A 13,007-nucleotide genomic window follows, 5' to 3' on the forward strand; every position below is an offset into this window, starting at 1 on the left:
ATCGAACTGATCGGCCCGATGAACAAAATGCAGCTCTGAAACTGTGAATCAAGCAGGAGAGGCTCCACCGGCATGCCCGCATGCTTGCAGATGGAGGCGGTGACAATCTCATTCGCCGGTCAGCGCCTTAACGTCTACGGTCAGGCGCTTCCGCTTTGCTCAGGCCCTCCGGTTGCGTCCCTGGGTCTTTGAGGACGGTCATAATTTCGGCCCGCGCCATTTTCCAGGAAGTTGCATGGCAGGCTGGGCCTCGGCGTTGTCCGGCAGCGGTTCCGGGGCCACGGTGGCGGCTGGAGTTTTTATTGGCTTTTCCATGCACGCCTTAACTTGGTTCTATTGCTTGAAATAATCGCGCACTTTTGAGGCAATCTGGCGATCCGTCATCTTGTCGGCGGGTTCCACCGCAACAATGGTTTCGCCGAGCCTGGCCTGTTCGAGATGCCGTTTCAGCTCGCCCTTGGCCTCACCGGGACCAATAATCAGGAGGGATTCGGTGCCCTGAAAAGCCGCCGTTACCTCCGCATAATATTGGTCGAGCTGGCCCGCAAACTTCCGTTCCCGGCTATCGTCGGCCTTGACCAGCTGCGCTTCATAGGACGCCGTCGGAGGGTTGCCCTCACTCCGCCCAGGGTGTTTCTCAATATTGGATGTGATTTCCAACGTCTCTTCACCTTGGGAGGAGAGCAACACGATGACTGCCTTGCGATGATCAATCCATACCCCTGCTTTCTGTATGTTCATAACGGAATATCCTTTTATTATTTACGGTTGTGTATCTTGCAAGGATCGCTTGCCAGGCGATTTGAGTGGCTTCCGTAAAAAGTGCAACAGGTGTTTCCCCTCTGCTTGGAGCGCCTCGCAAGCTGCATTTGCATCGATATCGTTTACCCTATTCCCCGTGAGACCATCGATCGTAGGGCTCGAGCAGTCCTTTTCCCGGCACTGGCCTTATCTTCGTTCATACGGACCTCTATCCCGATCATATCGGTCCCCTCGGTCGTGCCGGTCGTCACCCCGGTCATGGTGGGGAGGGTAGCCCCAAAAACAGCCTCCAAGGGATGACAACGTTACTGCCAATACGATCAATAGTATGATTTTTTTCATTTTTTTCTCCTTGTTGCTCTTTGTTGTTTCCGTCGCAGAACTGTAAACAACCGCTCCGGCCTACAAACTGCTGTCCGAGGCGTGTATTTTGACTTCGACCGTATGTTCCCGATGGTCGTTTACCAGGTGGATAACCCCATCGTCTTGCTTCATGCCATCCACCGTCACCTGCATTTCCTCCGGACCGGTCTGGGTGGGTAGGATCTTGATGCGGTAGCTTGTTTCCCGATAGCGATAGCGGAGCGTGAACTCCTTCCAGTGCGCGGGGATGCAGGGTGAAATACGCAGTGTGTTCACCTCCAGCTTGAGTCCGAGAAGCGACTCCACGAGCAGCCGGTACATCCAGGCTGCCGAGCCGGTGTACCAGGTCCAGCCGCCACGGCCGGTATGGGGTGCCACCGCATAGACGTCGGCGGCGACAACATACGGTTCCACCTTGTAGATGTCGGTTTCCTCGGGCGAGCGGGCATGGTTGACCGGGTTGATCAGGTCAAAGAGTTCCCAAGCCCGCTGATTGTCCCCCAGGCGAGCAAAGGCCATGGTTGCCCAGATGGCGGCATGGGTATACTGGCCACCATTTTCCCGCACACCAGGGACATAGCCTTTGATGTAGCCGGGTTGCAGCTCCGACGTGTCAAAGGGCGGATCGAGCAGTTGGATCAGCCGATCCTTGCGGCGCACCAGGCGCTCACTCAAGGCCTCCATGGCCAGGTGCGAACGCTCGGGATCGCCGGCTCCGGACAGCACCGACCAACTCTGGGCAATCGAGTCAATCTGGCATTCAGCGTTGCTTGCCGATCCTAGCGGCGTGCCGTCGTCAAAATAGGCACGGCGGTACCACTCCCCATCCCAGCCGTGCTGCTCAATGTTATTGCGCAGGGTGGCGGCTTCAGCCAGACAGCGCGCGGCAAACGAAGTGTCTCCGCGCACTCGGGCAAGTTCGGAGAAGCGCGTCAGCACCTCATAAAGGAAAAAGCCCAGCCACACGCTCTCCCCTTTGCCGTGCTGGCCCACCAGATCCATGCCGTCGTTCCAGTCACCGGAACCGATGAGCGGCAGGCCGTGTTCACCAAAGGTGAGACCGTGGAGAAGAGCCCGGACACAGTGTTCATACAGACTGACCTTCTCATCGGACCGTCCAGGCAGATCGTAATACGAATCTTCCTCTGCTTTAACCGGGCGGCCCAGGGCAAAATGAACGGCCTCATCAAGCACGCCGCTGTCTCCGGTGGTGAGCACATAACGACAGGCGGTTAGCGGCAGCCAGAGATAATCGTCGGAGCAGTGGGTGCGCACGCCGCGATTGGTGGGCGGATGCCACCAGTGCTGGACATCGCCTTCCGGGAACTGATGAGCCGCGCAGAGGAGCAGGTGTTCCCGGACCAGATGCGGCCGGGCGTGGACCAGCGCCATCACGTCCTGCAATTGATCGCGGAACCCAAAGGCGCCACCCGACTGGTAGGTTGCGCTTCGAGCCCACAGGCGGCAGGCCAGGATCTGATAAAGCAGCCAGCCGTTGACCAGCACATTGACCGATTGGTCCGGGGTTTCGACCTGCACTGCGCCAAGCGTGTGCTTCCAGTGCTGCCAGACCAGATCAAGGGCGCCGCGCGCTGCGGTGGCGCCGCGAAAACGATGAACCAGGTTTCTGGCATCCTCAAGGTTTTGTCCTACCCCGAGCTTGAAGATGATTTCGCGCTCCTCTCCGGCGGCTAGATCAAAGCTCATCTGGATTGCACCGCACGGGTCGAGGGCGGCGCCCACCTTACCCGAAAGACGGGTGCGCTTCAGGGCGGCGGGCGTCCGCAGGGAGCCGTTGCGCCCGAGGAATTCCGTCCGGTCGCCGGTGACGGTGCGTTTGCCGTCATCGATGTAAAAAAACGCTGTCCGGTCTGGAAATTCCGTGTTGTATGGGTTGCGCGCCAAGAGGGCGCCACTTGCCGAGTCGACCTCAGTGACCACATGCATGGTAGATTTCGGCCGCAGGTCGCCCAGCACCCATTCAACATAACCGGTGGCCGAGAGGCGGCGAAACCGGCCCGAGTCATTGCGCACCCTGAGCACCATGAACTTGATGGCTGCGTCCAGGGCCACATACACAGTCAGCTCGGAGAGGATACCGCGTTCGGTGTGTTCGAAGATGCTGTAGCCAAATCCGTGCCGGGTAGCATAGGGCGTTGCCCCGCGACAGGGCAGGGGAGTGGGCGACCAGAAGTGGCCGCGCTCCTCATCGCGCAGGTACAAGGCCTCGCCGCTCGAGTCGCTGACCGGATCGTTGGACCAGGGGGTAAGGCGGAACTCGTGCGCATTTTCGCCCCAGGTATAGGCCAGACCACTCTCGGAAATAACAGACCCGAACTGGGGATTGGCCAGCACATTGACCCAGGGGGCTGGGGTCAGTTGTCCCTGAGCGGTGGTAATGACATATTCGCGGCCATCCGGAGTGAACCCGCCCAGTCCGTTGTAGAACGACAGGTCCAGACGCGGCGCGGGTGCGACCGCCAGGGGTTCGGAACGATGGGTCCGGGTCGGGATCAGCTCGGGTACGGTGACTTCCGCCAAACTACGACCCTTAATCTGTTCGGCCAGCGATCCCCGTTTGTCGGAGATGATGGCACGGGCAATTGTTTGGATCAGGATGCGGTCCTCCTCGGCGATCTGATCTCCTGGCCGCACAAAAATGCCGCCGGGCCGGTCGATTAAGCTGGCTTCAATACCGGCGGCAATCAGCCCCATGATCTGATCGTGAAGCAATTGCCGGTAGCCGGCCCGATCCTCGTTCCAGATGACCAGGTCCACGGCCAAGCCCTTGAGCCGCCAGTAGGCATGGGCCTGCACCAGTTGCCGCACTAGTTCAATATTGGCCGGATCTTCGATCTGCAGCAGCACAATCGGCAGGTCGCCGGAGATGGCATAACCCCAGAGACCGGATTGGCCCCGGCGATTTTTGATGAGGATGCTCGGGTCGGCCCGCAAGGCCGCATTGGCGTAGATGATCGAACTGGCTAGACGCCGGTACAATTGGGCGTCAGCCTCCGAGGCATTGAACTGGCGGAGCAGCACCTGGCCGTGGGTCCAGGCCAGATCAAAAACCCGATCTGCCAGACGTCGATCCTGGTATTTATCCACCAGGTGCAAGGCGGCGTCTCGGGTTTCCCCGATGCCGGAAACCATATTGATGGTAACCGATTCCTCTGGTTCAAGGGTGATCCGGTAGCGGATGGAGACGATCGGATCGAGCACCGAACCCTCGCTGCCCGAGAGTGCCCCGGTGAAAAAATCAGCCCCTCCGCTCATAGCCAGGGGAGCAGCCACAGTGTTGCCGCGTCCAATGAACCGCAACCGATCGGTCTCGTAGGAGATATCCCCGATTTCGGCACCATGCACCGCCATCAGGTGAAACATCCAGGGGGTCTGTTCATTGATGGAGCGAGGCCGCCGGGTGCACAGAATTGCCCGTTGCTGCCGGACAATTTCGGTCTGCACAAACAGATTGCTGAAAGCCGGATGGAGCGCGTCTCCGGCAGGCGGGGCCAGGACGACTTCCGCGTAGCTGGTGACATCGATTATTTTGCGTTTGCGGGAACGGTTGTTGAGTGTGATCCGGCGCACCTCAACATCGTCCTCGGACGAAACCACCACCTCGGTATAGGCGTCTATCTCATCGTGCCGGCAACGGAACTCGGCGCGTTCTTCCGAAAAAACCGTCTCAAAGTAGGTCGATGGTTCTAACACCGGCTGATAGGTTGTGGACCAATATTTGCCGGTGGTGACATCCCGGACGTAACAGAAAGTTCCCCAGTTGTCGCAGGTGCTGTCTTCGCGCCAGCGGGTGACGGCCAGGTCGCGCCAGCGGCTGTAGCCGCCGCCGGCGTTGGTGATCATCACATGGTATTTGCCGTTGGATAATAGCTGCACTCCAGGGTTGGGCGTGTCCGGACTGTTGTAGACACGCACCGGCGTTACTGCGTCATTGGCAGCCGCCTGCAATTCGGCAAGTTCGGTTGCGTGGGTAAAGAAGGAGGCGGCCTTGGGAATTCGTTCCTGCAGCAGCAGCATGGTGGCCTGAAACAAGGGTTCCATCGCAAACCGTTTTTGCATGGGACGATCCAACAGCAGGTAAGCCAAAGAGAGCAGGCTCATGCCCTGATGGTGGGCCATGAACGAGCGAACCACCACGTTTGACAGCCCGCGCGGCAGACGGGAAGGCGTGTAGTCGATCGCTTCATAGAAGCCGAAATGCCCTGCAAACCCTTCCGTCGCCATCCGCTCAAGATTCAGGCAGGCTTTCTCTGGTTCCACCATCAGCGCCAGCGCCGTTGCATAGGGCGCAACGACCAGATCCTCGGACAGTCCGCGTTTGAGTCCCAGGCCAGGTACGCCAAAGGCGCGGTATTGATAGTTGAGGTGGGCATCAATGGCGTTATAGCCGCACTCCGAAATGCCCCAAGGTACTCCAGATTTTCGGCCGTAATCGATCTGGCTGGCAACCGCCGCCTTGCAGGTTTGGTCGAGCAGCGTGTTCTCGTAGGTCGGCATCACCAGCATCGGCATAAGGTATTCAAACATCGACCCGCTCCACGAGAGGAGCACGGGCCCGCATCCGGTGGTGGTTAAGAGGCGTCCCAAGGCAAACCAGGTTTCCTGCGGCAACGCGCCCTGGGCAATGGCGACGAAACTGGACAGCCTTGCCTCGGACGCCAGGAGATCGTAGTAGCTGGCGTCCTGGCGATGGTCGCTGGCATTGTAGCCGATGGCCAGGAGACGACGCGATTTGTCAAAAAGAAAATCATACTCCATCTGCGCCATCCGGTTTGCCTGCCGGGCAAGGCTTTCATGCACCGCTATCCGGGCCTGGGCGCGGCTGCTGGCCTCCTTGACCAGCAGGCAGAGCGCCTCGAGCCAGGTTTGATTCCCGGAGACTGTCTGCTGGGCAAGACGATCCTCAAGCACCTGCAGAAGGTGTTCTTCAAAGGCTGCAAGTTCGCGCAAGGTGGGGATTTTGTCGAGATCGGGTAACTCTTCGGGGCCCTGATGAAAAGATGGGTTATCCAGCCAGGGGGCGAGAAAGAGCAACTCCTCGAGTCCATCCCGGCACTGACGGGTTAAGGCGTTGGCCCACCACAGCAAAGGAGTCTCGGAATCGGTGTCCCCGGCCTCGAGGGCGGCAGTCACCTCCGTCGCCGTCGTTGTCCATTGGGTGAGGTGCAGTCGCAGAGTCGAGAGCAGGGCAGGGGGGGAAAGGATGGCCGCCTCCAGTTCCTGCTGCAGTTCAGCGAGTCGAGAGTCCGCTGCGGGGACCGCTTTTGCCGCCTCCACCGCGATTGCCAGGGTGTCCTGCAAGCCCTCCAGGAATCGCCTTCCCAACAGGGTGTCGTCGGCAAGAGCCAGCAGCCCCTGCCGCAGAATGAGCAGGTGACCGGCAAGGTTGCCGCTGTCGACCGATGAAACATAGAGAGGCAGCAGGGGCCGCAGCGATTGGGTGTCGTACCAGTTATAGAAGTGGCCCCGATGCCGCTCCAGCGATTCCATGGTGCGGAAGGCGTTGGTGGTGCGTTCGATCATCCTACCTGGGGTAATATAACCAAAATCGTAGGCGGTAAGATTCGCCAGCAGGGAGAGTCCCATATTGGTGGGCGAGGTGCGATGCGCAACCACCGGGGCGGGATGCTCCTGAAAGTTGTCGGGCGGCAGCCAATGATCTTCCGGACCGACGAAGGTTTCGAAAAAGGCCCAGGTTTTTCGAGCCATGGTGTGGAGAAAAAAGGTCTGCCCGGGCGAAAGTCGCGCTTGCCGGCGGGCCAGCGGCCGGCTGATCCACCAGGCAACGGCCGGAGACGCTAGCCAAAGAACAAGAATGGGCGCCGCCGTAATAAAGGCGGTTGGCCGCACAAAGGCCAGCAAAAGCATGGCGGCAACGGCCAGAGCCGGAGCAAACCACATGGTCCGGTACGAGTCGGCAAGGGTGGCGTCTTTGGGGCTCTCCGAGCCGCTCGACGGGTTCCATTCGAGCAGTCCACGGTGGCTGACCAGCAGGCGCCAGGTTGTGCGCACAATCGCATCCAGGCTGTAAAAAGCCTCATAGGGAAGACAGGTGAGGGTAAAGAGACCCTGGACCAGCCCCAGGCCGGTCGAACTGGCGGCTGCGGCAAGGTGTTGCGTTAAAGGAACGTCCGCTGGCTTGAGCAGCACATGCCAGGTTGAGGCGATCAGGGAAGGAATAAGGATGATGCCCAACACCGCCACGGTCCAAAACCAGGCCGACGGCAGCACGGTCCAGCCCAGCAGCAACAGCAGCGTCAAGGCGGCCGGCGCGAGACTGCGGCGCAGGTTATCGCCAATCTTCCAGCGCGACAGCAGGGTCAAAGGATTCCGCTGCAGGCGACCGTCAAGGCCGGGGACAGCCGGTGTCACCCACTGCGCGATCTGCCAATCGCCCCGAATCCACCGGTGTCTCCGGCTCACATCCTCACTGTAGCGCGACGGATATTCTTCGTAGAGCTGCATATCGCTCAACAGCCCGGAACGGGCGTAACACCCTTCAAGGAGATCGTGGCTGAGGATGCGGTTGTCGGGAAAACGACCGTCCAGGGCGCGTTCAAAGGCATCGACCTCATAGATACCCTTGCCGATAAACGAACCTTCGCCGAACAGATCTTGGTAGACATCCGATACGGCGCGGGTGTAGGGATCGATGCCGGGTTCGCTGCTGCAGAGGCGGGCATACAGGGAGCGATCAGCGCCGGACAGACTGACCGCCACCCGCGGCTGGAGGATGCCGTAGCCGGAAACAACCCGCTGTTTGTCTGGGTCGTAGCAGGCGCGGTTGAGGGGATGCGCCATGGCACCGACAAACTGCCAGGCTGAATCCCGCGCCAGTTGCGTATCCGTGTCCAGAGTGATGACATACTTGACATTGGCCAGAATGGCGATTGCCCCGACAACAAGCGAAAAGCGTTCTGAGGTGTCGGCATCCGGCCCTAGGCGCAGCAACCAGTTCAAGTCGGCAAGTTTGCCGCGCTTGCGCTCGTAACCCATCCAGATTCGGTCCTGCGGATTCCAGCGGCGCGGGCGATGAAAGAGGAAAAAGGTATCACCGGCCGGATTGCCGTACTTGGCGTTCAACTCCTCAATACGCTGTTGGGCCTGCTGTACCAGGGGCTCGTCTTCCGGTAAGGTTTCCGTGGAGGCATCGCGGAAATCGGTGAGCAGGCCATAATGCAGATGTTCATCCTGATTGGCCAGGAAACGGACTTCCAGAGCCTCAATCAAGGCGTCGAGGCTTTCCTCGCTGGTGAGCATGGCCGGCACCACCACCAAGGTGCGCAAGGCCTGCGGGATCCCTTTGGAAAAATCCATACGCGGCAGCGGACGAGGCGTTGCCAGCAAGGTGGCCAGCCAGTTGACCAGGGCAACAGCCAGATGACTGCCGCCTAGCACGGCAAGCAGGCCAATCAGACCCAGCGCCCAACCCTGCGCACTGGCACCGGTGAGCTTTGCGGTCAAGAGCCAGGCAAAGACCGCCGTCAGCAGCAGAATGGTGCCTCCATAGAGCGATAAAGGGAAACGGCGGCTGACAGCGGCCACGACCTCAAGCAGCGACCGGTGGACAGCAGCCGCTTGTTCGAGCTGCACCCGTCCTTTATCGACCAGATAGAAGCCCACATGCGCGGTTGGGTCGTCGCCATCTGTGCAACTGGCACCGGCGAGGGCTAGTTGAATGGCCTTGTGGGCCACCTCGTTTTCCGAGAAAGGGCTTTTTTTGGCTATTTTTTCCACTGCATGGCGATAACGATCACGGGTGGCAAAATCCATCTTGTCATACACATCGCCGGGATCTTCACGCAGGGTCTGCTCGACAACGCTCATCGCCTCGACAAAGATGCGCCAATCCATGGCCCCGAGAAATCGTAAACTGTTGATGGTGTTGCTGATGGAAACCCGGTCGGCGGCTTGTTGCTGATTTTCCGCCCGCACCAGTTGCTCAATTGTCTGGCCGGTCTCAGCCAGACGCTGTTCAATCCAGGTGAGCGGCAGGGCCAGATCCAGGCTCTGCCCCTGGAGGCGTCGCGCAAGCTCAGCCACGAAGGAACTCACCAGATCAGGGCTTGACCGCGCCATGTCGGCAATCACCAGAATCAGGCTTTTGGGATCCTTCTCAGCGGCCTCGAGCATCTGGTCGGCCCAGGTGTTGGCGAGGTTGCGGTTGATCCGGTCGGCAGCGACCCGGGCGGCGACTCGGCGAAGGTTTTCCACCAGCGCCAAGCGCAGCATGATGGGGATAGCCCACAATTCGCCGAATGTGAGGATAGTCACCGTTTGGTAGGCAGCAACGAAACTGCTGAGACTCTCCGGGTCGACCAACCCGTCGCCGTGGGCAATCGTTTCCAGGGCAATATCATAGACCCGCGGCAGCGCCGCTGATTGCCCATTCTGCAAACGCGGCAGTTCCTTGCTGTACCCTTTGGGTAAGTGCCGCTTGGCCGTTCGAATCTGTTCCTCGATCAGATAGAAGTTATCGAGCAGCCATTCCCCTGCCGGGGCAATCCGGAGGTTTGCTTTGACCGCATCGGTCAGGAGGTCTCGAACTCCCAATAGGATTTTTTCGTTCTCGGCCAGCCGTTTGAGAAGGCGGTCCTGGGGAGGGTCCGGGCTCAATGTGTGCGAGGCTGCCAGGGCCTTGCCATGATGTTCCATCTGGTCGGCGCTGAACAACCCCGCGCGCAACGGTGCTTCGCCGGTGGCATATATTTTTGTGTGGCTCTTGTTGCTGAAATGTGCTCGTAAACGGAGGAGAGTGTGACGAATTGTTGTGATGCGGATGTTCATGAATGAAGCTCCTTTTTAAATCGGCTTTCCGGCCCGCTCAACTGAAAGAATGCGTTTGCGAAAGCGGTAAAACCCAGCGGTTAAGAAACTTCTTACTGCGGATAGATTGGTGAGGTGGAGAGTTTTTTCTTTATGAGGAAAATTTGAATAATATATGTGTATATAACAACTTATTTGTTGTAATTCTTGTCAATAAATTTATTGCAATGTTGTGTTGACGCTGTATAGGAGCGAATCTTGTCTCAACGGTTTAATGAGATAATCGCTTGCATGGAGCCCGAAACTAATTTTAATCGATTCGTTGGTAGGGTATGCAGTCATTATGATGACCCGTGTTTTGAGGTTTCTCTCTGCTACCTCGTTCAAAATATCGATGCCCCATCCGTCAAGCAGGTTGATATCTGCAATGATCAGATCAAAATATCCCTCGTCCATTCGTGATAGAGCCATAAGATAACAATCGGCCGTGACCACGGAGTGTTTCTCGCTGGTGAGAAATCTGTGGAAGCTGAACCTGATGGATTCTTCGTCATCGATCACAAGTATATGTGCCATCTTTCTTATCCTAGTAAGCGTCTTCTGGTCAGGCGGCCAGCAGTGTTTGAGTCATGTTGTGGAAAGGTTTGTCGCTATGTTGCATTGAGCAAAACCGGCAAAAACCCTTCCTTGGAAGTTTATTTTTATGATTAAGGCAATCAAGATTCATACCGAAAAAGGCGCCCCTGTCATCATTTCTGATTATAACCATATCTTGGCAGGTTGTGGCACAGCAAAGGGTGAACAGCTTGTGGCTGGCGAGCCGGTCCATTGTTGCAATACACATAAATGTTGCGCCTTGAAGGCTTGGTGACGCAACATTTGAGCAGTGCCCAAAGGGTAAGTTATTGAGTGGTGTGGCCAAATAAAAAGCCCACAGGGGCTCCCTGCGGGCTTTGAACGGAGGAACGGCTCAGCTAATTATTTGGTTTCGGTCGTTGTCGTCGTGCGAGTCCGTTTTTCCTGGATCATCGGACTGCCGGTGGTGGTCGTGGTTTTTCGCACCACTACCTTGTCGGCGACCATGCGATCGCCTTCGCGGGTGTAGTACACCGTGACCGGCAGGCCGGATTTAACTGTCTCGACAGAGACAGGTGCGCCCGTCTCGTCAATATAGGTGGTGCTTTTGGTCGAACTGTAACGCAGGGGAGATGAGCTGGATTCTGACTGCACCACGATGGTGTCCTGGCCCAATTCACTGATTGTGCCTGCGGTTTCCGTTGTGGTGATCCGCGTCTGCTCTTGGGCAAGCACACTGCACGGTAAAACGAGGACAGTCAGGGCGAGGATAAACGATTTGACTTTTTTCATAATTTTCTCCTGGTGATGGTGAATTGTAGATGCATTGGCGGGGACCGGTAAACTGCTTGGCCGCAATCTGTTCACGGTCTTGCCGGTTGCCCTTTCTTTGGAACCTTTCGGCCTTGAAGATGCCGTGGTCTTTATTATTTTGCCGGTCGACTGGTTGAAGTTTTCATGGAGGCGATCAGATCTTGCATCTCCTCACCCTGAGGGTCAAGGGCGGCACCCCTCAAGTAGTGTTCGATGCAGCCATTGATACCATCGGGCAAGCTCTCCTTGTTCCTCCCCATGAGGTCCATAGTCTTGGGTTTGAACAGGTCTCCGCCCAGTCTCTTGCCGCCATCATGACAGGTGATGTAGCTTTTCCCCATAGTGCCGCTGCCAAAGTGAGGACGTGCAAACAGAACCTTGCCCTTGGTTGCTTTGGCAGCATGGGGCAAGTGCACACCACCCGCCATCATCAGCATGGAGATCACAACAAACGCTTTATCCATTGCCACCTCCTCTTGCGTCAGGGATTGATGATCTGGCAAGGGCTTGCCGCTCCGCCACCATCGTTGGGCGCCTGCACCTGGAGAGGAAAAAGTACGCATCCATCACGATGAACCGCAGCGGAGCGGCGAGGGTGCTACAGACCGTTTCAGGCCTTCCACAATCCATGAAGATTGCAATATTCGCGAGCAGACACCTTGTCCGCCTTGATGCAGAATGTTGCTTCCGGCGCGTTGCCGGGTTTGAGGTTCTGACGGTAGACTTTGTCGTCGGCCACAAGTTCGATCCATTCGATCCAGTGTTTATCTTCCATCGGATGGGCGACACTGCCGACAGTCACCTTGTAGCCGTCTGCAACCTTGGTGATCACCGGCACATGTTTTTCTTTGGCGGCATCCACCGTGTTTTCGGAAATCAAGACCATGGGCTGGCCGCAGCACACCAATTCTCCTGCTCCGGCATGGAGTACTTCGATGATGTTGCCGCAGACGGTGCATTTATAGATTTCATTGATTTTGCTCATACAGAGATCTCCTTGATAGGTGAAACGTGATTGTCGGTTGCTAACTCCCCAGCCTGCCGCCTAATTGCCAAAAGACCGGGGTGATCGCTCTTCAACGGGCAGAAAAGAAAAAAGGAGGTACGCCTCCTCTTTCCCCGGCCCGTTCATGCTTGCATTCGTTTGTAGAGATGCCCAATTATTCCATTTGGGCAGTTCGTTCTTTATGCGCTGGTGATGGCCTTTTGCATCTCAGTCTGTAATGATGCCCAGGCATTGTCCATATTCTTTTGAGTCTGGCCCCAAAAGACTGCACTCCCATCGTCCAGATCTTTCAATATTGCCCTGCAGGTTGTAACCCTTTGCTCAAGTTCTTTAATTTTCCTGATATATTTGGCACGCTCCCAGACAGTCGAGCCATTTGGTTGGGTTTTTGATTTGGCTAATTTGGTTTGGACTCGTTCCAATTCGTTTTCCATCTTCTGTTTGTAGGCTTCTTTAGAGTTCATAAGCTGTCCTTTTGTTGATGTAGTGGTGGGTTTTCGCTTCCTTTCGATAGCATTGAGCAGTTGAGCTGTTTCAATGCCGAGCAAAACGCATTTTCTTCCTTCCATGCACCATGGTGGATAAGAAATCCGGCTTGATCAAAATTGACTTCCTGTCCATGGCATTCGAGTATAACCATCAGCAACATCCTGATATTGAATGGCTTTGTTGACTATTGTCCCGTGGGGTCGTCATTTAA

The 13,007-nt window shown here is 57.0% G+C and carries 7 protein-coding genes; all 7 read right to left on the reverse strand.

Annotated elements, in window-relative coordinates:
• Nucleotides 1–333: 333 nt before the first annotated feature.
• The 7 genes from ACHZCX_RS02755 to ACHZCX_RS02785 all read right to left on the reverse strand — a co-directional run bounded on the left by ACHZCX_RS02755 (nt 334) and on the right by ACHZCX_RS02785 (nt 12,876).
• Nucleotides 334–741, reverse strand: a complete 408-nt coding sequence (locus tag ACHZCX_RS02755; protein WP_319585708.1) for a hypothetical protein — start codon at nt 739–741, stop codon at nt 334–336.
• A 423-nt stretch (nt 742–1,164) separates the two neighbouring features.
• Nucleotides 1,165–9,933, reverse strand: a complete 8,769-nt coding sequence (locus ACHZCX_RS02760) for a GH36-type glycosyl hydrolase domain-containing protein (RefSeq protein WP_319585709.1) — start codon at nt 9,931–9,933, stop codon at nt 1,165–1,167.
• 198 nt (nt 9,934–10,131) lie between these two features.
• Nucleotides 10,132–10,488: a response regulator gene (locus ACHZCX_RS02765; RefSeq protein ID WP_319585710.1), complete on the reverse strand. Its 357-nt coding sequence runs from the start codon at nt 10,486–10,488 to the stop codon at nt 10,132–10,134.
• 402 nt (nt 10,489–10,890) lie between these two features.
• Complete coding sequence (locus ACHZCX_RS02770) at nt 10,891–11,280, reverse strand: hypothetical protein (protein ID WP_319585711.1); 390 nt, start codon at nt 11,278–11,280, stop codon at nt 10,891–10,893.
• Nucleotides 11,281–11,414: 134 nt separating this feature from the next.
• The gene (locus tag ACHZCX_RS02775; protein WP_319585712.1) at nt 11,415–11,765 is read right to left on the reverse strand and encodes a hypothetical protein; all 351 of its coding nucleotides are present in this window, start codon (nt 11,763–11,765) and stop codon (nt 11,415–11,417) included.
• A 146-nt stretch (nt 11,766–11,911) separates the two neighbouring features.
• A complete protein-coding gene (locus tag ACHZCX_RS02780) occupies nt 11,912–12,286 on the reverse strand; it encodes a desulfoferrodoxin (RefSeq protein ID WP_319585713.1) in 375 nt (124 codons plus the stop codon).
• A gap of 200 nt (nt 12,287–12,486) precedes the next feature.
• Nucleotides 12,487–12,876 carry a hypothetical protein gene (locus tag ACHZCX_RS02785; protein ID WP_319585714.1) on the reverse strand — a complete coding sequence of 130 codons (390 nt, stop codon included), beginning with the start codon at nt 12,874–12,876 and terminating at the stop codon, nt 12,487–12,489.
• Between the last annotated feature and the right edge of the window lie 131 nt (nt 12,877–13,007).

Origin of the sequence: uncultured Desulfobulbus sp., assembly GCF_963662935.2 — a bacterium.
Classification (GTDB): domain Bacteria; phylum Desulfobacterota; class Desulfobulbia; order Desulfobulbales; family Desulfobulbaceae; genus Desulfobulbus.

Excerpts from the sequence above, each read along its gene's own strand:
- ACHZCX_RS02755 (WP_319585708.1), bottom strand. The coding sequence starts at position 741 with ATGAACATACAGAAAGCAGGGGTATGGATTGATCATCGCAAGGCAGTC.
- ACHZCX_RS02760 (WP_319585709.1), bottom strand. The coding sequence starts at position 9,933 with ATGAACATCCGCATCACAACAATTCGTCACACTCTCCTCCGTTTACGA.
- ACHZCX_RS02765 (WP_319585710.1), bottom strand. The coding sequence starts at position 10,488 with ATGGCACATATACTTGTGATCGATGACGAAGAATCCATCAGGTTCAGC.
- ACHZCX_RS02770 (WP_319585711.1), bottom strand. The coding sequence starts at position 11,280 with ATGAAAAAAGTCAAATCGTTTATCCTCGCCCTGACTGTCCTCGTTTTA.
- ACHZCX_RS02775 (WP_319585712.1), bottom strand. The coding sequence starts at position 11,765 with ATGGATAAAGCGTTTGTTGTGATCTCCATGCTGATGATGGCGGGTGGT.
- ACHZCX_RS02780 (WP_319585713.1), bottom strand. The coding sequence starts at position 12,286 with ATGAGCAAAATCAATGAAATCTATAAATGCACCGTCTGCGGCAACATC.
- ACHZCX_RS02785 (WP_319585714.1), bottom strand. The coding sequence starts at position 12,876 with ATGGAAGGAAGAAAATGCGTTTTGCTCGGCATTGAAACAGCTCAACTG.